Source organism: Sphingobacteriales bacterium (genome assembly GCA_016706405.1).
Classification (GTDB): domain Bacteria; phylum Bacteroidota; class Bacteroidia; order Chitinophagales; family UBA2359; genus BJ6.
Genome location: JADJJT010000001.1, coordinates 809,896 through 833,154 on the forward strand (window position 1 = coordinate 809,896; position 23,259 = coordinate 833,154).

Genomic DNA, 23,259 nt, shown 5'->3' on the forward strand with positions numbered 1-23,259 from the left:
AAACCATAAAATTAGCTGGCAAAACAGACTTTTTGCGCTTTTTTGCGTTATACCATCTTTAGTTTAACTGCCTGCTGCCTAAAAATTAAGCCAACTAACTAATCAACCAGTTTATGACGATGACGATGATGATGACGATAACAATGCGTTTCAATAAATTTTATACTTGCTTTATACCTTTTTTATATATTAGCTTATTTTTAATTTATTTTTTTCAGAGCGTCCATGCCCAAACCAAATATGCCAACGATTGGATTGACTACCAGCAAACCTACCATAAAATTAAAGTAGGCAAAGAGGGCTTATACCGTATTAATACTGTTGTATTGACTGAAGCTGGTTTTACTACCCCCATTGGCGAGTATTTTAAACTATATTACTACGGGCAAGAGGTGCCCTTATACGCTTCAACATCCGGATTAATGGGCGACCAAGATTACCTCGAATTTTATGGCCGACCAAATAACGGCAGTTTCGATACCAAACTATACAAACAAGCAACCTGGCAGCCACACCAATACAAAAGTTTATTTTCTGACACCTCGGCCTATTACTTAACCTTTGTAAATAGTACCGACAATAAAAGATATATTAATGCGCAAAACGATATTAACGACCCACCCGCACCTACGCCTTGGTTTATGCACAACCTGCTTACCATTGTTGACGAGGTACATAGCCCGGGCGAATCGGTAAAGATAAGTGGCGTTTTAAATAATTTAGCCGACTTTATGATGGGCGAGTGTTTTGCCAGCGAGCACCTGACTGATAATGCTAAACGCGATTTTAACCTAAAAGTATCCGGATTATACACCAATGCCGATGCCCCCAATGCTTCCTTAGAAACCATTTTTATAGGCCGCAGCAACGCACTGCTTCAAAACGACCATAAAATATCGGTACAAATTAACGGTGCCACTGCCGCCGATACCGTTTTTGACGGCTACAATATTTTGTACCTAAATTTGACTACAAAAGCGTCAACATTAACTACACCAACCACCACCGTTACTATTAACAACAAAAAAGTGTATGATGAGTATATCAGTACCACCCAAATTGCCAGTATAAATTTAAGCTATCCGCACACTTTTGGTTTAGAAAATAGCAGCTATTTGCGTTTTAAACTTAGTGCAAACCAAGACCACTACCTTGAAATTACCGAATTTAAGGGCGGCACTTCGCCTGTTTTGTACGATTTAACCAATGTACAGCGCTTTACGCCCGTTGATGATAACGGCGTTTATAAAATTAAATTACCTGCCATACCCAACGCCACCGATACTACCACCCGCACACTTTGGCTAAGTACTACTTCGGGGTTTAGTCAGCCCAACTCGGGCAATTACAGGGTTTTGGAAATGGAAAAAAAACAATTTACCAATTTTGGCCTGCTTGAAAATCAAGGCAATTATTTGCTTATTTCGCACCCGTATTTACAAACCGGAGGCGTGGACGAGGTAAGCCGTTATGCCAACTATCGCCGCAGCGCCCAAGGTGGGGGCTACAAAGTGGCACAAATAAATATTAACGAACTGTACGACCAATTTGCCTACGGCATTGAAAAACACCCTGTTGCCATTAAAGATTTTGTAAATTTTGCCATAGATAAGTGGACAACCAAACCCAAATATCTGCTTTTGCTGGGCAAATCAATTAGTTACGAGGCTACCCGCGCCCCCTCAATTTACCATAAATGTTTGGTGCCAACTTTTGGCGAAAAGGCATCCGATATAATGCTTGCTACAAAGGGCTATTCAAATTACTACACACAATTAGCCGTTGGTCGCATACCCGCACAAAACCCAAGCGAGGTTAAGGCTTACCTAAACAAAATAATTACTTACGAAGCCAACAAAACCAACCTGCCCTGCACCAAAACCGACCGCCGTTGGATGAAAGATGCCCTCCATATTGCTGGCGGCTATAATTTAGACGAATCGAAAGAGTTTATGGGTTATTTGTCGGGGTATAAACAAGCTTTCGAGCAGCCAAAATACGGCGGCAAAGTAGTGTTTACTTACAACAAAGTTACCGATGAGGTTATAACCAAAATAGATGACCTCGATGCCATTATTAACAACGGTTTAGCCGTACTTAATTTTTTTGGTCACTCGTCGGGGCAAACCTTTAACGTAGCACTAAAGCACCCCAAAGCGTACAAAAATTACAATAAATATCCATTTATATTTACAAGCTCGTGTTTTGTGGGCGATATACATTATTACGCCTTCGATGACAAAGGCAATTACCTGCCCAGCCTCCCCGAAGAATTTATACTATGCGACAGTTTGGGTGCTATTGGCTTTTTGGCTTCGGCAACTATTGGCCTGCCCACCCGCTTAGATTATTATATTGACCATGTTTACTATGGCTTTTGCGACTCGCTATACAACCAGCCTGTTGGTTTGGCGGCTCAAATGGCGGTAAAAAACACTTGGACAAAATACGCCAATAACGAAAACTCGTTCAAAATTACCGCCCAACAATATACTTTAACCGGAGATCCGGCATTGGTGATTAACTCTTTTGAATTGCCCGACTTAGCAATCGAAACTCCGGATGTATTTTTTAACCCTCCCCTCATCAACCCGCAAGCTACCAGTTTTGAGGTAAACATAGTATTGCACAATTTAGGCAAAGCCGTTACCGATTCAATTAGCTTTACCCTTAACCACACGCTTCCCCAAGGGCAAATAAATACCTACACCTATAAATTGCCCACCCCACCTTACGCCGATACAGTTAAAATTACGATACCCATACCCAACCCCGAAGATATTGCCGGCGAAAACATTTTTACTGCCACTATTGATGCCAATAACCAACTAACCGAACCTTGCGAAAACAATAACAGTATTACAAAGCGGCTATTTATATACAATGACGTGTTGATACCTATTGCACCCTGCAATTTTTCGATAGTAAATACAAAAAATCCGGATACTGAATTAACACTTTACGCCTCAACCGGACAGCCATTGGCAGAAAACAAATCCTATTTATTTCAAATAGATACCACACAGGTTTTCAACCAACCACTTGCCCAAGCCACACAGCAAAGCAGTGGCGGCGTGCTGCAATTTAAACCCCAAATACCATTAATTAATAATACCGTTTATTATTGGCGCACCGCCCCACAAACCACCGGTGGCAACGAGCCAAAATGGCGATATAGCTCGTTTGTATATTTACCTAACGAACCAGAAGGGTTTAACCAAAGTCATGCCTGGCAAATAGCCTCGTGCACATTTAAAAACGAGCAGTTAAACTATAATTTAAATACCCGCACTTTACAATTTACCCCCGGAAACAACTATGGAACCATTAGTACTTTGCCCTTAGGGCCTTCGTTGGGCTGGGGTAGTGTTAATTGGAATTTTGTGGGCAACGAAACCGAACTTGACGACCAGTTTAGCCTCAAAATTTATGGTATTGCTGCCGATGAATCAGAAAAACTGCTGCTAACCCTTAGTGCTCCTTTGGCGGGGTCGGCAGATATTAGCACTATAAATGCGGCAACCTATCGGTTCATCCGGATGGAAGCAGAGTTTAAAGATACTATCAACAAAACACCGCTACAGTTAAATTACTGGCGGGTGCTTTTTCAACGCCCCTCAGAAATCGCCTTAGATGCACAGCGTTTGTTTAGTTTTTATAAAGATACCCTTGGTGCAGGAGATTTGTTGAAGCTACAAGTAGGCATTTTTAACCCCTCGCAAACTGCTTCTGATAGTATTGTGGCTCAAATTACCCTGTTAAACCCCAAAAACGAGGCTACTCTGCTGCCTTTACCCCCGTTGCCCCCATTGCCCCCGCAAACCGCCGATACGCTTGTCTTTACTTACCCAACTCAAAATATGGCAGGCAATTATTTGTTAGAGGTAGAGCTAAACCATAACAACGCGCAACCCGAAAAACATGCGTTTAACAACGTTTTGACCCTCCCTTTTTATGTGCTAAACGATAAAGTAAACCCCGTAATAGATGTTACTTTTGATGGGCGCAGGGTAATTGATGGCGAAATTATATCGGCAAAACCCGATATACGCATACAACTGCATGATGATAGCCGGTTTTTAGCCCTAAACGACACAGCCGATATACAATTAACCCTATTATTGCCCGATACAACCAAGCAGGGCAAACCCTTACTTGAACAACGCATTTATTTTAATCATCCGGATATTTTGTTTGTGGCTGCTACATCCGACTTAGCGCAAAAAGGAAAAAATACTGCCTATATTAAATTTACGCCCAACTTTACCGCCGATGGTCAATATGGTTTGCTTATAACTGCTAAAGACCGCAGTGGCAATGCTTTTGCCAACCAAACCTGGCGCACTACGTTTAAGGTAATTACCAAAACAAGTATTAGTAACTGGTACACCTACCCAAACCCTTTTACCACCCAAACCCGGTTTGTGTTTACTATTACAGGCAGCGAGGTGCCTAACGATATTAAGGTTCAAATACTTACCATATCGGGCAAGGTGGTACGCGAAATTACGCGCGCCGAATTAGGCCCTTTACACATAGGCAACAATATAACCGATTTTGCTTGGGATGGCACCGACCAACACGGCGACCCCTTGGGTAATGGCGTGTATTTGTACAAAGTAGTGGTACAGCAAAACAACCAAGCCTTAGACCACTATGCTACCCCAGCCGACAAACTGCAACTGTTTACCAGCAATCAAAATTATGGCAAAATTTATTTGCTCAGGTAAGCGGGCATAAATTTACAGGCTATGTGTTTTTGTTTTAGAATCTTCGCTTTCGTAACCGCTTAGGTTGTTGCGTTTGTAAAATAGGTGAGGGCAAATAAAGTTCTTTTATTCGGATAGGGTAAATGCGTTTAAGCAGTACCCTCCGCTCGCCACCAAAATTTTACCCACTATTACAGGTTTTTCTTCTTCTTTTTCCGGATTGTTTGGCGTGAAATGGTAATAGTAGATGCCTTGGGCTAAATTATTGGGCAAATTGTAAGCATTATATCCGGATGGAATAGCGGCAACCGACCAAACCAACTGCCCGCTTGGGGTGCGTGTATATTAACCGACCCACCCGGCGGCTTGTAGCGCGTAGCGCCTTTTACAGGTATTGCCTGCTGGGTATGGGTTATATAGTGGTGTTAACTAATTGCCCTATACGGTTGTAGCGCATGTTTTGTGTTGCTTCATAATTTTTAAAATTTAAAATGAAAAATTATATTAGTTTGCGGCAAATAGAACACATTTTTTATTTAATTGCAAGAGGGGGGGGGAGAAATTATCCGGAATTATACTGTTTCGGCAAGTTCAATTCATCGGTTTGTGGAAAAAAGGGATTGGCAGTTGTTTGCCCAGCAGCGAAAGGCTTATATTTTCTTAAATCAAAATTAAAATTAAAATTAAATTAAAATTAAGAGCCAGCTTTAGCCTCAAACTTCATTTTGTACAATAGTGCTTCAATTAAACGGTTGGCAATAATTTTACCACCCTTAAAATTAACATGTACAAAATCTTTATTGGCCAAGGGCGGGTTAGCTTGCCCAAACTGTGCCATTGACCCTTCGCCGCCCATGGCTTTTAAAATGCTCCAATAGCCTATGCCGTGTTTTTTTGCTAAGTTGCGCTGCGTTTCTTCAAGGGTTAAAACTGCCGGCACGGTTTTATAAACGCCATTATCTAAGTAGGCGATATCGTTAACACCCAACAAAATAAAAGCAGTATTGGGCAGGGCTGCTTGTAGCCGGCTTATTACTTTACTCATGGCGCGCTCGTACCAGCCAAACTGCGTTGTTTTACTGCTTATAATATTAGGACCAAACTGCAAAAAAATTAACTGATGGTGGTACAAAGTATCAAATGATTGCCAAATAGGGTCGGTAATTTTGTCTAAGGCAATGCCCGAATTACCCCTGACGGCAAAATTATTGACATAAACGCCAGCTTGGTCTTCAAAAGCAAATCCGTAAATAGTGGGCAAATGTTGCGAGTCGAAAAAAGCATCAATTTGTTTGGCGTTTGCGCCTAAAAGCTCAAACTTTGCCAAACCTTGTATATTAGCAGCAGCAGGCATAACATAATTAATTGCCTGAGCTTGGTTGATACTTAACTGCATGGCCACCGGATAATCGGATTGATAAAAAACAGCGATATTTGGTAATTTTTGATTATATTTTTTAAAAGAAGTACCGCCATAATGCACCATATTACCCACCTCCGGAGCAAAAGCTTGTCCGGAAAAACCTAACTGTAATTGCGCCTCTTTATTTCGCAATAAGTTGTAAGTTGTCCATCCCGAAAAATCGTGTTCAACCGTAGGGCGTTGGTTTTTTAGCGTTAGCGAAGTTATTGGCATATAACCCACGCCAATACCGCCAAATAAAAATTGAAGCTGTTCGCGCACGTCTCCTACTAAAATATCGCCTTCAATAAACGAGTCGCCAAAAAAGCCAATGCGCACTTTGCCCTCGTCATTGGCAGCATTGTTAAGTTGTTGGGCAAGTTTTGTCAATAAATTGCCCGCAGGTGTAAAATCTTCGATAAGTGTTTTGGGCTTTACTGAGTCGGGGAAAACAATTCCGGCAAAACCTGGTAGCTGGCGCGTGTTTGCAGAAAGGTTTTCTAACGAGTTGTTGTCAATATGGAGCACCGTTGCCAGTACCATTGCGTCTTTGTTTTTTGATGAAGCATTATTGGTAACAGCAATATTTTTTTCTCCGGATAAATTGCTGCGATTACTGGGCGGCAATAGGTCATTTTTTTGAGCAGCCAAGGCAGTATTAGTAGTATCGAAACTCGACCGGGTACTTGTATCAATAGGTTGTGGGGGCTGCTGCGCATTTGTATCACTGGGCAATAGCGGCCAAAATGCCAGGCGCTTGGTTTGGTAACTGCCAATTTTTGCACAAGGCAATGCCGAGCCCAGTACCAAAATAAGGGCAATTAAAACAACTAACAAAGTAGGGCGCCAAAGTGTATTCTTACTATTATTATTTTTAATGGACATGCGCCAAACAGCAACCTAAAAAATAAATAAAAAACTAAAGCGCAAAATTAGGTACAAAACTCAAACAAAGCATCTGTTTGTTTAATATTAGTTCGTAGTTACAACTTATTTGTTTAAACAAGCAAATTGCTAAGGTAACAACTACAATATCTTAAATTAGTAGCCAAGAAAAAAAACAGGCTAAACGCGGCTTAGCTATTGTATTTTATAAAACTTGCCGTATCTTTGCGGCTTAAATAATTCCAAATTCATTACTTTTTGAATGGTCGGATGGCCGAGTGGCTAGGCAGAGGTCTGCAAAACCTCGTACAGCGGTTCGAATCCGCTTCCGACCTCCTAAAAACATCCGGATATTAGCCATGGCGTGCTAATGTCCGGATTGTTTTTTATACGTAGTTGTTTAGTATATTTGCCCAACCTTCTTCAGATACTACTTAAGTTAAGCAGCGAAATGCTTTTGATACCCTCTACACTCATACGGAAACCGCCGGCTGCCCAAAAACTATTCAAGCAAAGCCTAAAATACTGCTTTAATTGCCAATAGCCTATAAGGTGGCCAGACCGCAAATCATCTTGTTTTCATAAAAATATACTGTTTGCGAAACCTGCGCTTGTTAAACTTTTACCCAAACCAAACTGTTTTACCTCTTAACGCTCAATGGGCGCACTATGCCGTAAAATGTAAAACATCATGAAAGCCGAATGGTGTAAAATTAGCTTATTTTTTCTTTTCGTTGTAGCATTTATAGGAACATTGCTTCGATTGGTTGCTTACGTCCCAATTCCATTTAAATATACAAATTTTGTTCATGCCCATTCCCACACAGCCTTTCAGGGTTGGGTTTATCTTACTATGTTTTTACTGCTTGCCAACACCTTTTTAACGGATAGGCAAATAGAAAAAAAAAGATATTTATTGCAGTTTAAACTCACTATCTTTATTATTTTTGGGGTTTTGGTTTCGTTTTCTTTACAAGGTTATGGCCTGTATTCCATTATTTTTCAACCTTATACCAACTGCTTAACTATTGGTTTATTTATAGCTTTTTGACCGACCTAAAGTCCGGAAATTATGCTGCACAAAACGCCATTTCGGTAAAATTTATAAAATCCGGACTTTGGTTTGGTTTGTTCTCAACATTATTCCCCTATGGGGTAGGCATATTGTCGGCCAAGGGGCTAAACGGAACAGAAGCCTATCATTCATTTGTCTATTCTTTTTTGCACTTTCAATACAACGGTTGGTTTTTATTGGTCGTTTTAGGGCTGTTTTTTAATTATTTAGACCGGAATGACCTGCCGTATAACCACAAACTTGGCAACCAATTTTATTGGCTTATGGCTGTAGTTGTTATTCCCTCTCTTGCCCTCTCTTTGTTAGGCATGAAATTTTCGGCCCCCTTGTTGCCTGTCGCCACCCTATCGGCAATTATTTTAGGCGTAGCCTTGATTTGTTTTATTTTAATAATTCGACCACTTTTGCCTACTTTTATTCGCAACAAAAATACTTGGTTTAAATTGTATTTTTTTGCCTTTTTGCTGTCGTTTATTTTGAAGATTATTTTACAATGTCTTTCCATTTTTCCGGATTTTAAAACCTACGCCTTTTCTAATAAACTAATTATAGTGGCTTATTTACACCTAAGCCTCATCGGTGCCATATCTTTTTTGTTCTTCTCGCTTTTAATTGAAAAGAAATGGTTAGTTTTGAATGGGCGGGTTAAAACCGGCAGCATATTTTTACTGCTGGGCTTTGCAACAACAGAAATATTATTGGTATTGACAGGGCTTGGTTTGTTTTACGACCAGCTACTTCTAATTACAGGAAGTGCTGCTATGGCTTTGGGTGTGTTGTTAATGATTATCAGCGGAAGTCCAAAAAAAATACAATATAAAACAATATAAATTGCTGCCGCGTTGGCAAGAGCAGTACCTTAGGATAGACGGTTGGCAATACCGATTTCCGGATTTTAGATGCTATTATTTTTACCTTTGCAAATCTTCGTCAGTATAATAGGCTATCACTAAAAAATATTTTTAAGCAATGGGCATCCTAAAACAAATAGTTGACGACATTAAAGTTGTTGCCGACTCAGTCAAAAATATACAATCTATACTTGCAGCTATAAAGGATGGAAAAAAATATTTTGAAAAAACACATCCCGAAATAAAACAAGATGTAGCTGCCATGTGTATAGAATTACAAAAAACCTGTAACGCTATTGCAATAGCCTCAAGTGTAATTACAAATTTCAGATTCAATTCATCTGCCGGTGCCTTAGACAATGAGCCAACAAGATTTAACGACTATTTCATCAAATATAAAACCAACAAAAATGAAGCAGAAAATTTAATCCGTTCTTTAAAAGGGCATTGCCGTATCATAAAACAACATGCCGAAAAAATAAGCAGCGGTAATACAAACGCTTTTTGGGCGTTTTTTGGTTTGCAATCAAGCCAAAGGGAAAACGAACTTGGAATACTGCTCCAAAAAATATATGATGATGAGCAAGACTATTACGATATAGTCAGTCGAATGGCTCACAGTATGAATACAGCGATTGAAGATGTAACCGATGCCTTATGCGTGAATGGGATGATGAGTGCGACAAAAGTGCCCGCCGCTGCCTTGTTATTAACAGAATACGCAAAGTCTTTTAAAGAACTTGAGTTGGCTGCAAGCAAAACAAGAGATGAATTTGATTTTACAATTAAGGATCTGCAATAGTCGCCCCAAAAAACACGAAGCAGGTGCTGCACGGCAAACGTATATTTTTTGGCGCTTAGGTCGCCCCAGAATCCGGAAGATGAGCCAGCCCCAGTGTGTTGTAAGTTAAATAATCACCACCTTGAAATCAAACATACCATATTACAAAGAAATCAATGACTTTTTAAAGTCAATTCCTTCAGATTATCTAACTAATAATCCGGATTTTTTTTGCCTGCGGTTGAAAGCAAATGAGGGCTCAATCAGCAATTATAAACCACCTTTCCGCAAAGATTTTTATTTTATCGCGTTAGTGTCAAATGCGGGCAAAACCAAAATAACTTACGACAATACCAATGTTACAAAGTTGAATTCATTCCTTGTTTTTCAATCGCCCGGACTGCTTTACAGCTTTTTTAGAGACAATACAGCCAACGGCTATTTGATTTATTTCAAAAAAGGATGTTTGTCGTTTTTTAAGCCCGACTTTGAAAAAGAGTTTCCGTTCTTTAATATATTACACACTAACTTTTTTAAACTCAACGAAGCCAGATTTCAGGAGTTTGCCCCTCATTTTGAAGAAGTATTTTCTGCCTACGAAAGTGCAACCGACAAACAACATAAAATTGCAACTATTAAATTTCTTGCGTTGCTGTATCAGTTAAAAGAATTTACCAACGCCTTTAAACAGTGGGAAGAGGGGTTTACAACACCACAACAAATAGTACTGCAAAAATTTATTCAGTTGGTAAACAATTTTTACATCGAAAAGAGAACCATTGAAGAGTATGCCTCCCTGCTAAATATAACGCCCAATCATCTTTCGCAATCTGTTAAAACGGCATCAGGCAAAAACGCCTTAACCTTCCTTAATGACAGATTATTGACCGAGGCTAAATCTTTAATTCAGTTCACTAAATTTGATATAGCCGAAATTGCCTACCAACTTAATTTTTCTGACCCCGCCAATTTTGGCAAATTTTTTAAAAAACATACGGGTCAAACACCGTTGGAATACAGAAAGTCATCCGATAATAAATAATCTACCATTACAACCAAGTTTTTAACCATTCGCCAGCAAAATTCTTGCCGCATCTTTGTATCGCAATTATTACCAACAAAAAAAACATTAACATTATGCAAATCGCAGTATTAGGAACCGGCAATGTTGGAGACACCATCGGTTCAAAATTAATTGAATTAGGGCACGCTGTAATGATGGGCTCTAGAACAGCAGATAACGACAAAGCAAAAGCATTTGTTGCAAAACATAAAGACATGGCCAGTGCCGGAACTTTTGCCGAGGCCGCAAGTTTTGGCGATATTATTTTCAATTGCACCGCAGGCGTAGGCTCAATAGCCGCTTTAAAAATGGCAGGCGAGCAAAACCTCAACGGCAAAATAATTGTGGACTTAGCCAACCCACTCGACTTTTCGAAAGGAATGCCGCCAACATTGGCAATTTGCAACCAAAATTCATTGGGCGAAGAAATTCAAAATACATTTCCCCAAGCTAAAGTTGTAAAAGCGCTAAACACAATGTGGTGCGGACTAATGGTAAATCCCGAAATGATAAACGGCGGCGACCATAGTACTTTTGTTAGTGGTAACGACCCAAATGCAAAAGAAACGGTAAAACAAATATTAAAATCGTTTGGATGGGCCGAAAAAAATATTCTTGACCTCGGCGACATAACCAAATCCCGAGGAACCGAAATGTATTTACCAGTATGGTTAAGTATTTACATGGCCACCAATAACGGAGCTTTTAACATTAAAATAGTAAGTTAAAAATAAACAGGTCTGAGTTGGCATAATCCCAACTAAAAACAAGACGCGCTTGGTCCAAATTAATTGCGCGAGTCGGCCCCCCACATCAGTTTTTTCCGGATAGTATTAAAAAAGTGGTCGTTCTTAAATTTAACAATATGCAGGTCAAAAGGGGCGCGGGTTACTTTAAGTTCGGTTTGGTAGTCAATAGTAGCAATTTGCGAATCTAAAGTGCATAAAAAATTATCGCTACGGCCTTCAACTTTAAAGCTAATTTCGTGGTCGTCTGGCAAAACAATGGGGCGCATGGTAAGGTTGTGCGGTGCAATGGGCGTTATAGAAAAAGTTCGCGCTTCGGGGGCTATAATAGGGCCGCCACAGCTTAAAGAGTAGGCCGTTGAGCCGGTAGGTGTAGCTACAATAATGCCATCGGCCCAATACGAGTTTAAAAATATTTCATTTACAAAAACATGTACCACAATTAAAGATGCTACATCTTTTTTCATAATAGTAAAATCGTTGAGTGCTACGTTTTGGTTGCCAAAAACCTCCGGATTTACTTGTAATTGTAATAACGAGCGTTGCTCAGTTTGAAAATTATTTTGTGTAAGATCCATTAAAGCCTGCGGTAGTGCATCTTTTGCCGTCCGGACTAAAAAGCCTAAGCGCCCGGTGTTTACCCCCCAAACCGGTATTTTTGTATTTTTTACAAACGGAATGGTATTTAATAAGGTGCCATCGCCCCCCAAACTGCATACTAAGTTTACTTCGTTTGAGGGCAAAACTTCGGCATCATAAAACAAGGTGGGTTTTTGCGGAAACGTAATACCCTCGGCTTGTATTTTGCTGTAATAGGCATCGTGCACCCAAATTTTAAAGCCATTTTGGTGCAACTGGTTTATTAGGTGCTGCACAAAGGGTAAATCGGGTTTGTTTAGCGTGCGGCTAAATAGGGCTACCTGATTCATAAATAAGGTAAAAAGCAAATTAGTTTTCGTCGTCGGGGGCAATAGTTTCGTCGGCAAACTGGGCAATTAAAGCCGACGAGGCGCGTTGGAGCGGGTTGGCATACATGTCTTTGTAATTAAGGCGGTTGTAATAAATATCAATAGCCTGAAAAACAGCTTTCCGGAAAGAAGATTCGTTGGCAAGGTTGCGTCCGGCAATATCGTAGGCGGTTCCGTGGTCGGGCGAGGTGCGCACAAACGGCAATCCGGCAGTAAAATTGACCCCCTCGCCAAAGCCTAATGTTTTAAAAGGAATCAAACCCTGGTCGTGGTACATGGCTAATACGGCATCAAATTTTTTGTAAAGCCCCGAGCCAAAAAAGCTGTCAGCGGCATAGGGGCCAAAAATAAACTCGTTGTGTTGCAATGCCCGGTTTATGGCAGGGGTTATCATGGTGGCCTCTTCGTTACCTATTAACCCCTCGTCGCTGGCGTGTGGGTTAAGGCCAAGCACGGCAATACGGGGGCGGTTAAAGCCAAAATCGCGGCAAAGACTGTCGTTTAAAATTACTAATTTATTGTAAATAAGGTCTTCGGTAATTTTGCCCGCTATTTTGCTAACAGGTAAATGGTTGGTAACAATTGCCATACGCATTTGGTCGTTAACTAATAACATAAGGCTATGTGGCGTATTCGCTTTTTGGGCTAAATACTCGGTATGGCCGTAAAAAGGTGTTTTGCTATCATGAATAACATTTTTATTGACCGGCGCCGTAACAATGGCATGTAGCCGCCCTTGTTGCATATCGTAAATAGCGGCATCGAGGGCGCGCAGTGCAAACTGGCCAGCAGCGGGGTTGGGTCGGCCAATGGTAATTTGTACTTCTTCGTTCCAGCAATTGACCACATTTAAAACTTTAGATTTAGCTTTAAGGGCATCGGTTACAAGGTGGTAGGGCGTATCGGGCAGTTGTAGCACTTTGCGGTGGTACGACAAAACCCTTGAAGAGCCGTATATAACAGGGGTGCAAAGGCTTAACAATCTATCGTCAGCAAAGGTTTTAAGTATTACCTCTATGCCAACGCCATTAATATCGCCTATTGGAATGCCAATTTTAATGGCATCGCGAGGGGAAACTATTTCCTCAGTTGGCTCTTGTAGGTTATCAGTATCGGAGTAATTTTCGCTAAGCGCGGCAGCATCCTCGTCCTCCTCGTCCTCGTTTTTGCTTGAATACGGTTGTGTATTGGGCTTAAATGGCCGGTTAGGATTAGTTGAATTGGGGTTTTTGGAGGGCAAGTTGCCGGGTTGCTTTGGTGGTGGGGTGCTCATTATTTATTATTCTTTCTAACGTTGTAAATGGGGCGGTAAGTGAATTTTTTTTAATTTTAAATTGAAGAGAGCAATTAGTTTTGTTTGAACTACAAATTTGCAAATATAATGAATTGTTAATTTCTGTTTGCCGGATGTTTTTCTTATTCCGGAGCCTGTTTTTTAATTGCTAAATAATGTCAGAGGGGGTATGGTTTTGTTTTATCCGGATTTTTTTTCTTAGCCTTCGTCAAATACCTCGCCGGTGCCATCCAACACAATATCAACATCGGCGGGGTTACCTCTATAGTGAACATCTCCGGTGCTTTTTATGGTAACGTCTAAGGCATCAGAAGCATAAACTTCGCAGTTGCCCGTTCCTTGATGAAAAACATCACATTTATTAGTTTTTAAGTCAAAAGCATATAAATTGCCTGTCCCTGAAATTACAATATTATGGTAGGCAGCATTGCCCGAGTACTGCAATACACCCGTACCCGAAAGATCGCTGTTTAAATTAGGTGTTTCAAGGTCAAAAATATAGATACTGCCTGTGCCTTCTAAATCAACATCAACTTGGTTGCTGGCAATTAAGCCCTTTAGTGTTATTTCGCCAGTTCCGGTCGATTCTATTTCTATAAAATCGGTGGTAATGCTTGTTTTAGCTTCAATATCTGAGGTGCCAGTTAATTGAACTTTATGCCAGTTTGGGCTGTAAACATGTATTACAATATCTTTATGTTTTTTCAGGCATTTGTCGTTGCTAATTATAAGTTGATTATTGGTTGTGATGTCGGTTTCAATAAATGGCAGCAAATTATCGTCGGTTTGGATGGTAACTTTACTTACCGTATCTTGGTGCAAATAAACGGCAGCATAATTGCCTTCTACAACTATTTTGTCGAAATTATTTACAAGGCGGGTATCAATGGCTACATCGCCCGAACCTTTTTCGCAATTACAAGCACTAACTAACGACAAAAGCAAAAACAAAAATAAAGCGTTGGTAAAAAAAACAGTTTGCTTGTTCATAATTAAATGAATGGTTGATTGATTAAAGTATAGTTTGGCGCGAGGTTGAAGCGTGTTTTTAGACAGAAAAAAACTTGTCTTTTGTTTAAAAACGAAGTTTCAAAGATTATTTCCGGATAAAATTAATCTTTTAATACAAATTTAACTGCAAAAGTATTGCACTTTTTCTACAAAATAGCTATGTTTGGGACTTCTTGTTTAAAACTAACAAATATGGACAATCAATTTTTGCCCGAGGGGATGGATATTAATGCTTTGTTGAAACTTTTTTCGGGCGAGGTACATCTTTTAGAGCATGGCGTGCCGCCCGATGTGCAGCAAGCTTATTTTGAGGCATCGGGGTTATACCACAATCTGATAGGAAGCGAACTACTGCCATTCGAACTTAATATAGACGAAGCTATTTTGCAGTTACAAAATCCGGAAATTAGCATGGCTGTTTGTAAAATATTGCTCATCCAGTTAGGCAACTCGTCCGAAATTGCTGCTTTCCGCGCAATCGAAACTTTTTTTAACCAGCAACCACAAGGGTACTTAAAAGATTGGTCGTATTTAGCACTACAAGAATCGCGAATTCATGTGGAAAATGCTTTAAGCGACGACGATAGTTTTAACGCCTTTGGCATCATTTCAACAGGATTGGGAAGTAAAAATAATAAATTGCGCTATGTGTTTGCCGTACCTACATTAAGTGGCAATGCCTTAACTAACGAGCAAATGGCCCAAATAAAATATTTTTTACAACAAATTTGCGACGAACACAAATCGGAAGTAGAGGAACTGTTTTTTGGCAGTAACTACGTCAAAATTGTTTGTTTAGTGCCTATTGAGGTGGCGTTGGCTACCATTATTGAAGGCGCAATGGAACTTTGGAAAAGCAACGGCAACCAATTTATGTACGACGGCTATTTTGCCATAAATACCCATTTCCCTACCGAAAAAGAACTATTTCGCTATTTTAATAAGTGCTGGAACCCTCGAAAAAAAGTCCTCAAAAAAAAGGGCAACAGCAAACCAAGCAGTATTTCAAAAACAGATGATGCCGATACCCTTGCCGACGAACTCACCAAATTGATTAATTTGAATGATAGCGGCAATTATACCCAAAATGACGACGATGATGACTACGACGACAATGAAGCAGGTGAAGACGATGAAGACGATGACGATGAAAACGCCGATGATTAAAAGCAAATACGCTTTTATTTTTTAATGCGCACGTGCAAATATAACCCGCTGCGTTGATGGTTTGCCCGAGTAAACACAAACACCATCTTCTAAAGGGTTATTAAGCGGAATACAACGAATAGTAGCTTTTGTTTCGGCTTTAATGGCCTCTTCGGTTTGGGTGGTGCCATCCCAGTGTGCCATTACAAAACCACCTTTTCCAATAGCAATTTTAAACTCGTCCCAGCTATTAGCCTGGCAGCTATTAGCCTGGCGGTAAGCCATCGCTTTGTTGAATAAGTTTTGCTGAATATCATCGAGCAAATCGCGCAAATACTGGCCAATTCCCTCAACGGGTACAACCATTTTTTCGCGGGTGTCGCGGCGTGCAATTTCAAGGGTGCCATTGTCTAAGTCGCGGCCACCAAAGGCAATTCTAATGGGTACGCCGCGCAACTCGTACTCGGCAAATTTAAACCCCGAACGTTTCGTGTCATCGTCATCGTATTTAACAATATAGTTTTCGCCTAATTCAGCTTTAATCCGGTTGGCTAAGGCTTGCATTTCTGGCAAGCGCGCTTGGGTATCTTTATTTATAAGTGGCACCATAACTACATGCAGGGGCGCAATTTTAGGCGGTATAACCAGCCCGTCGTCATCGCTGTGTACCATTACTAAGGCACCCATCAACCTGGTAGAAACCCCCCACGAAGTAGCCCACACATAGTCGCGTTCGCCGCTTGCGGTTAAAAACTGCACATCGAAAGCACGTGCAAAGTTTTGCCCTAAAAAGTGCGAGGTGCCCATTTGCAAAGCACGGCCATCTTGCATTAGTCCTTCGCAGGTATAGGTGTCTTCGGCTCCGGCAAAGCGCTCGTTAACACTTTTAACTCCTTTTATTACGGGTATAGCCATATAGTTTTCCATAAAATTGGCATACTCGTTTAGCATTTGCTGGGCTTCGGCAACGGCTTCGGCGGCGGTAGCGTGGGCGGTATGCCCCTCTTGCCAATGAAACTCGGCGGTGCGCAAAAACAATTTAGTGCGCATTTCCCAACGCACTACGTTAGCCCATTGGTTTATTAAAATAGGTAAGTCGCGGTACGATTGAATCCAGTCGCGGTAAGTATTCCAAATAATGGTTTCGCTGGTTGGGCGCACAATTAACTCCTCTTCCAATTTGGCTTCGGGGTCAACAATTACGCCGTTGCCATCGGGGCTATTTTTTAGGCGGTAATGCGTTACAACGGCACATTCTTTGGCAAAACCTTCAACGTGGGCGGCCTCTTTACTTAAAAAACTTTTAGGTATAAATAACGGAAAAGCAGCGTTTACATGCCCTGTTGCTTTAAAGCGGGCATCAAGTTGGTTGCGCATATTTTCCCAAATAGCATAACCGTAGGGTTTAATTACCATGCAGCCCCGAACGGCAGAGTAGTCGGCCAATCCGGCCTTAATTACTAAATCGTTGTACCATGCATTAATATCTTGTGCGCGTGGTGTAATTTCTTTTGCCATAAAATGAGAATAAATCTATAAAAATAATTGTCTTTTAAGTATGGATATAAGTATTGTTTAGATAAACCTATTATGGTAGCGCTTGAAGAGCAAAATTTAATCCGGATTAAGTAGCATTAAAGTTGTAACTTTCCTTAAAAAGGAGTCATTAACAAATTGGGCAAGTTTTCTTTTTCTCCGGATGATGAAAAAGAACTTGTTTTTTAACAAAATTTAAAAAACTTTGCAAAGATACGGTTAAACTTTTACATTTCTTTAATGTCGAACAGCATAGCTGTTAGTGTAATTTAAGGTATTGCCGAAAAAATAAGCTGGCAGCATTAATTTTATTTCACCTTATTATCATTTATATAATTTAATAAAATGAAAACTTTCATCCATCAATTAACTACTGTTTTTTTATTATTAGCCCTATTTTCAACAAGTGGTTTTGCACAAGACGATGTGTATTACAACCCTAATGGCTATGATAAAACCAATAGTAGCGATTATAGCACCTCGGAAACTGACGAAGAAGGCAACACTACCATAAATAATTACTACTACGATGACGAGGACGACGACTGGGAATACTCAAGGCGTATTAGGCGGTTTTATAATCATTGTGGTACTTGGGACTATTATAATCCATACTACACTAGTAGCTACTATTACGACCCCTTTGACTGGTATTGGGGCAGGCCAACCATAGTTTACAGTTATAGCCCATGGGGCTGGTATAATAATTGGAATTGGTATGGCTATAATCATTACAACCGCCATCATCATTATGCCCATCATTATAATAGCTGGTACTACCCAAGCTACTATAATAGTTACGACCCATGGGGCTACAACTACGGTTACGGTTACGGCTATGGTAACGTATATAATAACTATTATGGCGATGTATATTATGGCAATGGCTATAATAATGGAGACGATGGCTATAACGATGGCGGCAGATATGGCCCCAAAAATGGTTTAGGTGGCTTGGTAACTGGCCAACCCAATAACCCCGGCGGCTTACCCGGCGATGACGGCGGTGGCGGTAAAACCGACAACAATAATAATAACAACAACAATAACGACAATGCCAACAATACAAATACAGGCAAAATTAATGGCCGCCAAGGGGCCGAAGCCCAAGTGCCTAACCCAATAGTAACCGCACCAAATACCAATAACAACAACAACGACCGGGTTAATACAGGTGTTTATAACGATTTTCCGTATGCACGCCCTAAAAATACCGAACCTGTACCCAATGGCAACAACACTAATAATAACACTATAGATATGGGGCGCACGGGTAAAAACGTTGAACCTATTCGGGAGCACGACAATTCAGACAGCCAACCCGCCGTTCGTGAACAAGCTCCAAACACGCAAAACAACCAGCAAAAAATTGAAATGAATAAAAACGAAACGCCAAACTGGGGCAAACAACCTACCGAACCAGAAATAAACAACAACGATTATAGCCGCCCGCGCAATACCGAAACAAACGAACAACCGCGTTACCAAAACAACCGCAATTACGAGAGCAAAGACAGTTGGGAAAAGCCCAAAATGGAACGCAAAGAACGCCGCCAAGAAATGAATACCCCAAAACAAGAACAAAGGCGCCAACCAACCGCCGAGCCTCGCAATAACAACAACAGCATTAAAGAACGCACCGGCAAAACCGAGCGTAAAAGTAATAAACGCAACTAAAAAAACAGTTTGGCTGCGCCCCAATCAAGATAATTAGAACATATTTGCTAATTTGGGGTAACGGCACCAGTTCATTCAGTTTATTAAAGCATCAGTTAAAAGGGCAGGTAATGTAAAATGCCTGCCCTTTTAAATTTATACATAGTGGCCGATGCTAATGTTTTAAACTTTTACCAATACAAAATCCGGATAAAAACATACGCCTAAGTTAAATAATCAAGCAGTTATTTACCCCAACCCTAGCTTTACTTTACCACTCCCTACGTCTATACTAAACTATCATCTACAAAAAAACCAAGACACAAATCATTTATATTATACTATATTATCCTATGGCAACGCGCATTTTATTTTTAACAGCTATTTCGTTTTGTTTAATAGCCCTTAATATTAGCAACCTAAGCGCACAATCGGCTACCGATGCTTTGCGTTACAGCGAAACTACTTTTGGCGGAACCGCCCGCAGTATGGCCGTAGCAGGTGCTTTTGGTGCAATTGGCGCCGATTTTTCGACTGCCGCCAATAATCCATCCGGAATTGGGCTGTACCGCCGCAACGAACTTAGTTTTACCCCGTCTATATTTACCAACGCAAACGAAGTTCAGTATGTAAACTCTACCCAAAATCAAAGTGGTACCAGGTTTAATTTTACCAGCATGGGCTATGTTTTTTCGAGGCAGCCCCAAAACAATTTAGACTGGCAAAATGTAAATATAGCCATTGGCTTTAACCGCTTGGCCAACTACAACAGCAACCGAACCATGTATGGCCCCGAGGCACCCACCTCCATGACCCAGTTTTTTGCCCAACAAGGCAAAGGCTCGTATTATGGCGACCTTGGCATTGCAGCCGGCTTAGTAACGGCAACCAACAACCAGCCTCTTGCCCCACAAGGCGGCCTTTACCAGTTAGAACGCATGGAGAACAGTGGCGGGCACGACGAACTTAATTTGGCCGTTGGTGCTAACTACCGCAACAACCTGTTAATTGGTGCCTCGTTAAATATACCACTTATAAACTACAAAAACCAACTATTATTTACCGAAGACGACAAGTACAATAAATTTGGCAATTTTAGCCATTTTAACTTGCCTCGACGAAATACACGCTTCGGGCACAGGCATAAATGCTAAATTTGGAGCAACCTTTATACCCACCAATTATTTACGCATTGGTGTTGCCGCCCACACCCCCACCTATATATCTTTTGAAGATGTATATAGCACCTCCTTAACCACCCATTTAGACAATAGCAACGACACCTATGGCGACGACGACTATGGTATTTATACCTACGCCTTAGTAACCCCTTGGCGCGTTACGGGTAGCTTAGGTAGTATTTTAGGTAAAAATGGTTTTGTAAACGCCGATATAGAATTTGTTAATTACGGCAGCACTCGCTATAATTTTAACAGCTCAGATGCCAACGAAATAGAATACGAAAATTTTATAAACAGCCAAATAGAAACCGCCTACGGTAGTGCTGTTAATATAAAAGTAGGAGGCGAACTTGCCCTTAACATGTTAAGGCTTAGGGCCGGATATGCCCTTTACGGCAGTCCCTTTAAAAACCTCAACAAACAAGGCCGGCAAAACATTACCGGCGGCATTGGCTTGCGGGGTAAAAATATTTATGCCGACCTTGCCCTTGTGCATAGCTTTTACGAACGCTACTACCAACCCTACAATTTAGAAAATATAACTGTGCCAACAGCCGTTATTAACACCACTAATAATAATGCTGTTTTAACCGTAGGGTTTACTTTTTAAGCCAAGACCGCATTACCATATAGTTCGGCTTTTTGCTTCCGGATAATCCTATTCGCGGCGCATTGCCTTGAACAGAATTTATAGGATTTTTGGATTTTCAGGATTTAAGGATTGGGTTGGGTTTTCAAGCGGCTGCTAAACCCCGAAGGGGTGAAATGCTTATAAAACACAAAGAAACCAAATAAAAACTACCCCGAAGGTAGTAGTATTATTATCTTTATTACCCGAACCAAGAAGTTTCGGCAAGCTCAATTCATTGTTTGCGGAATTTTAGAAGGGGCAAGATACCCCTCCACCTAAAAAATTACCACACCACCATTTTAACCCCCTCTATCTCCGGATGGTTTTGAAGGCGGCAGTAATATATTCCGGATGTAAAGTTGGCGGTGCTGAAAGTGGTGGTTTCGCTTCCGGACAAAGGAATGGTTTTAACCAACTGCCCTTGGGTGTTGTAGATTTGTAATGCCAAGTTGGGGTCTATTAATGTAGGGTTTAGGGTTATGGTAGCGGTTTGGTAGGCGGGGTTGGGGGTTACTCCCCCTAACGCCCTTGAAGAGGGGGAATTTTCGATGCCAACGGGCCAAACGCCCATTGGCTGCCCATAAACACTAAGGTCGTTGCAAACCCAGCCATAAAGTACAACATTATAGGTGCCGTATTGGGCGTAGGTGTGTGTTAGCGTAGGCTCTTTATCGGTAGTGATGGTATCTTTTGAGCCATCGCCCCAATCAACAACATAAAAACCGCCGTCTATACTATCGGGGTAAACGTATTGGCTGGTATTTTTGAGCGTTAGGGTTAAACCCTCGTTTTGGGCAATTTCGTAGCTGGCTTGCGGCTCGGTGAGCAAGCCCATGCAGTTGGTTTTTAAAAGGTAAATACGTGCCTGAGTTGTAGTATGGGTGCGACCACAAATAGCATACCCGCCATCGCTTGTTTCAATCATGTCATAGGCATAGTCGTCTTCTTCGGGGGTGCCGTAGGTGCGCTGCCATAAAATTTTGGCTTTTTTGCTTAAACGCAATATACGAACATTTAAGGTATTGTTTTTTTCAACAACCCAACCACTTATTATAAAACCGCCATCGGGGAGGGCAAACATACCGGCTGGAGTTCCTTGATGGTTGGTATAAAAAAAATTAAACAATTCGGTTTTAAGGTCGGGGGTTAATTGCACTAACCGCCAAGCTTGTAAATCAAAAGGCACTTTATAGTCTTCAGCCATTGTAAATAAAACGGTATTTGTGGCTTTATCATATTTAACGTTTCCGGCTGCACCTTGCCCTTCATTGTTGTAAAGTTTTGAAGCTATAATTTTGCCCTCGCCATTTATTTTTAGCAATAAAGGCTCACCATCATACGCAGTATAATCAATAGTAGCAGAAACAAAGTATTCGTCGGGGACATCGGCGGGGACAATATCAATAAACCAGTTAGACGATAAATTGTACTGTTTATAAGTTTTTGACCATACAAATTTACCCATACTATCTACTTTGTATATATGTGGATATACCTCTGCAGAGTCATTTGGTTCGAAAGATTGCAATAGACCGGCTAGTAAATACCCTTTATCGGTAGTTTGGCACATGGCGTAAGCAACTTCAGAATTCTGGGTTGTTCCTATAAAATCGGTACTAATTAGTTTGTTGTTTTTTATATCGTATTTTGTAAAAAAACAATTTGCCTTGTATCCAGCATCGGTATATCCTACAATTGTACTTACATCATTATTTACAATTAAAGAACGTCCGACATGTGGATGCTCTAAACTAGTATCCGGAAAATACGATTTAAAATCTAACGAATGTATTTCTTTTCCAAACAAATCGGTTACTAAAACAAGTGGGCGCCACTCAAGGTGTGTAGTATCAAGTGTAGCACCGGTAAATACCAACTCGTTATTAGCTGTTTCGCAAACTACATTCGCGACACTTATAAGGTTATTATCTATACTAAAACTTGTTTCAAAATATTTTGGGGGTTGTGCCAACAAACTAATTAAACCAATATGTAAAAATGTTACTAAAAATATAGTTTTCATAATATTAAGCAATTAAAAGGTTTTGAATAGGATTTTTGGGGTTAAAAAATTGGTTTGGTTTGTGGTTTTTTATTCCGGAAATTGCCTGAACCACTCATGTAGCGGATTAACGGATTAGTAGGATTTCGCAATTTCCCCTCCTCGGAGGGGCAGGGGTGGGTTATTTACTTGTAGGGGCGCAGGGGTGGGTTAATCTTCCGGATGAGGGAATTAGAGGCAAATACAAGGCGGTAAGCTTACGCTTAGTATTTACCCCTGCCCTTGCTTAAAGCGCGGGAGGTGCCGGTGCGGGGGCAGTAGC

Annotated in this window: 17 protein-coding genes and 1 tRNA gene; 11 read left to right on the forward strand and 7 right to left on the reverse strand. The window is 40.7% G+C overall.

From position 1 onward, the window contains the following. Positions 1 to 143 precede the first annotated feature (143 nt). A complete protein-coding gene (locus tag IPI59_03180; GenBank protein MBK7526562.1) occupies positions 144 to 4,730 on the forward strand; it encodes a hypothetical protein in 4,587 nt (1,528 codons plus the stop codon). A 105-nt stretch (positions 4,731 to 4,835) separates the two neighbouring features. Here the strand turns inward: IPI59_03180 and IPI59_03185 are convergent, their stop codons facing one another. After that, a complete protein-coding gene (locus IPI59_03185; protein ID MBK7526563.1) occupies positions 4,836 to 5,030 on the reverse strand; it encodes a hypothetical protein in 195 nt (64 codons plus the stop codon). Between the two features lie 373 nt (positions 5,031 to 5,403). Further along, positions 5,404 to 6,996, reverse strand: a complete 1,593-nt coding sequence (locus IPI59_03190) for a hypothetical protein (GenBank protein MBK7526564.1) — start codon at positions 6,994 to 6,996, stop codon at positions 5,404 to 5,406. Positions 6,997 to 7,260: 264 nt separating this feature from the next. On the opposite strand from IPI59_03190, the gene IPI59_03195 reads away from it, so the two are divergent. The 6 genes from IPI59_03195 to IPI59_03220 all read left to right on the forward strand — a co-directional run bounded on the left by IPI59_03195 (position 7,261) and on the right by IPI59_03220 (position 11,494). After that, a tRNA-Cys gene (locus IPI59_03195) sits at positions 7,261 to 7,331 on the forward strand. Positions 7,332 to 7,687: 356 nt separating this feature from the next. Continuing rightward, the gene (locus IPI59_03200; protein MBK7526565.1) at positions 7,688 to 8,047 is read left to right on the forward strand and encodes a hypothetical protein; all 360 of its coding nucleotides are present in this window, start codon (positions 7,688 to 7,690) and stop codon (positions 8,045 to 8,047) included. Further along, positions 8,044 to 8,901 (forward strand): hypothetical protein, encoded by an 858-nt coding sequence (locus IPI59_03205; GenBank protein ID MBK7526566.1) that lies wholly within the window; start codon positions 8,044 to 8,046, stop codon positions 8,899 to 8,901. The genes IPI59_03200 and IPI59_03205 overlap by 4 nt, the downstream gene beginning before the upstream one ends. A gap of 139 nt (positions 8,902 to 9,040) precedes the next feature. Further along, entirely contained in the window at positions 9,041 to 9,724 is a 684-nt protein-coding gene (locus tag IPI59_03210) for a hypothetical protein (protein MBK7526567.1), read from the forward strand. A 121-nt stretch (positions 9,725 to 9,845) separates the two neighbouring features. Beyond that, a complete protein-coding gene (locus tag IPI59_03215) occupies positions 9,846 to 10,745 on the forward strand; it encodes a helix-turn-helix transcriptional regulator (protein ID MBK7526568.1) in 900 nt (299 codons plus the stop codon). Positions 10,746 to 10,840: 95 nt separating this feature from the next. Then, the gene (locus IPI59_03220) at positions 10,841 to 11,494 is read left to right on the forward strand and encodes an NAD(P)-binding domain-containing protein (protein MBK7526569.1); all 654 of its coding nucleotides are present in this window, start codon (positions 10,841 to 10,843) and stop codon (positions 11,492 to 11,494) included. A 59-nt stretch (positions 11,495 to 11,553) separates the two neighbouring features. Here the strand turns inward: IPI59_03220 and IPI59_03225 are convergent, their stop codons facing one another. From IPI59_03225 to IPI59_03235, 3 genes are all read right to left on the reverse strand, one after another. Then, the gene (locus tag IPI59_03225; GenBank protein ID MBK7526570.1) at positions 11,554 to 12,441 is read right to left on the reverse strand and encodes an NAD kinase; all 888 of its coding nucleotides are present in this window, start codon (positions 12,439 to 12,441) and stop codon (positions 11,554 to 11,556) included. Positions 12,442 to 12,460: 19 nt separating this feature from the next. After that, positions 12,461 to 13,753 carry a 4-hydroxythreonine-4-phosphate dehydrogenase PdxA gene (gene pdxA, locus IPI59_03230; GenBank protein ID MBK7526571.1) on the reverse strand — a complete coding sequence of 431 codons (1,293 nt, stop codon included), beginning with the start codon at positions 13,751 to 13,753 and terminating at the stop codon, positions 12,461 to 12,463. Between the two features lie 219 nt (positions 13,754 to 13,972). Further along, positions 13,973 to 14,764 carry a DUF2807 domain-containing protein gene (locus tag IPI59_03235; GenBank protein MBK7526572.1) on the reverse strand — a complete coding sequence of 264 codons (792 nt, stop codon included), beginning with the start codon at positions 14,762 to 14,764 and terminating at the stop codon, positions 13,973 to 13,975. Between the two features lie 213 nt (positions 14,765 to 14,977). Here IPI59_03235 and IPI59_03240 point away from each other — a divergent pair, with 213 nt between their 5' ends. Next, a complete protein-coding gene (locus IPI59_03240; protein ID MBK7526573.1) occupies positions 14,978 to 15,952 on the forward strand; it encodes a hypothetical protein in 975 nt (324 codons plus the stop codon). A 21-nt stretch (positions 15,953 to 15,973) separates the two neighbouring features. On the opposite strand, the gene IPI59_03245 is transcribed toward IPI59_03240, so the two are convergent. Next, complete coding sequence (locus IPI59_03245) at positions 15,974 to 17,449, reverse strand: proline--tRNA ligase (GenBank protein ID MBK7526574.1); 1,476 nt, start codon at positions 17,447 to 17,449, stop codon at positions 15,974 to 15,976. Between the two features lie 363 nt (positions 17,450 to 17,812). On the opposite strand from IPI59_03245, the gene IPI59_03250 reads away from it, so the two are divergent. The 3 genes from IPI59_03250 (at position 17,813) to IPI59_03260 (ending at position 20,914) form a co-directional block, all read left to right on the forward strand. Further along, a complete protein-coding gene (locus IPI59_03250) occupies positions 17,813 to 19,144 on the forward strand; it encodes a hypothetical protein (protein ID MBK7526575.1) in 1,332 nt (443 codons plus the stop codon). Positions 19,145 to 19,476: 332 nt separating this feature from the next. Next, on the forward strand, positions 19,477 to 20,277 hold the full coding sequence (locus IPI59_03255) for a hypothetical protein (GenBank protein ID MBK7526576.1): 801 nt from the start codon (positions 19,477 to 19,479) through the stop codon (positions 20,275 to 20,277). Continuing rightward, a complete protein-coding gene (locus tag IPI59_03260) occupies positions 20,210 to 20,914 on the forward strand; it encodes a hypothetical protein (protein ID MBK7526577.1) in 705 nt (234 codons plus the stop codon). Before IPI59_03255 ends, IPI59_03260 begins: the two co-directional genes overlap by 68 nt. Before the next feature lie 304 nt (positions 20,915 to 21,218). Here the strand turns inward: IPI59_03260 and IPI59_03265 are convergent, their stop codons facing one another. Then, positions 21,219 to 22,958 (reverse strand): T9SS type A sorting domain-containing protein, encoded by a 1,740-nt coding sequence (locus IPI59_03265; GenBank protein MBK7526578.1) that lies wholly within the window; start codon positions 22,956 to 22,958, stop codon positions 21,219 to 21,221. Positions 22,959 to 23,259 lie beyond the last annotated feature (301 nt).

What these genes read in the sequence shown, in the direction of transcription:
- IPI59_03245 (MBK7526574.1), bottom strand. Translation starts at nt 17,449, where the DNA reads ATGGCAAAAGAAATTACACCACGCGCACAAGATATTAATGCATGGTAC.
- IPI59_03225 (MBK7526570.1), bottom strand. Translation starts at nt 12,441, where the DNA reads ATGAATCAGGTAGCCCTATTTAGCCGCACGCTAAACAAACCCGATTTA.
- IPI59_03255 (MBK7526576.1), top strand. Translation starts at nt 19,477, where the DNA reads ATGGCAACGCGCATTTTATTTTTAACAGCTATTTCGTTTTGTTTAATA.
- IPI59_03200 (MBK7526565.1), top strand. Translation starts at nt 7,688, where the DNA reads ATGAAAGCCGAATGGTGTAAAATTAGCTTATTTTTTCTTTTCGTTGTA.
- IPI59_03250 (MBK7526575.1), top strand. Translation starts at nt 17,813, where the DNA reads ATGAAAACTTTCATCCATCAATTAACTACTGTTTTTTTATTATTAGCC.
- pdxA (MBK7526571.1), bottom strand. Translation starts at nt 13,753, where the DNA reads ATGAGCACCCCACCACCAAAGCAACCCGGCAACTTGCCCTCCAAAAAC.
- IPI59_03265 (MBK7526578.1), bottom strand. Translation starts at nt 22,958, where the DNA reads ATGAAAACTATATTTTTAGTAACATTTTTACATATTGGTTTAATTAGT.
- IPI59_03220 (MBK7526569.1), top strand. Translation starts at nt 10,841, where the DNA reads ATGCAAATCGCAGTATTAGGAACCGGCAATGTTGGAGACACCATCGGT.
- IPI59_03235 (MBK7526572.1), bottom strand. Translation starts at nt 14,764, where the DNA reads ATGAACAAGCAAACTGTTTTTTTTACCAACGCTTTATTTTTGTTTTTG.
- IPI59_03240 (MBK7526573.1), top strand. Translation starts at nt 14,978, where the DNA reads ATGGACAATCAATTTTTGCCCGAGGGGATGGATATTAATGCTTTGTTG.
- IPI59_03190 (MBK7526564.1), bottom strand. Translation starts at nt 6,996, where the DNA reads ATGTCCATTAAAAATAATAATAGTAAGAATACACTTTGGCGCCCTACT.
- IPI59_03180 (MBK7526562.1), top strand. Translation starts at nt 144, where the DNA reads ATGCGTTTCAATAAATTTTATACTTGCTTTATACCTTTTTTATATATT.
- IPI59_03210 (MBK7526567.1), top strand. Translation starts at nt 9,041, where the DNA reads ATGGGCATCCTAAAACAAATAGTTGACGACATTAAAGTTGTTGCCGAC.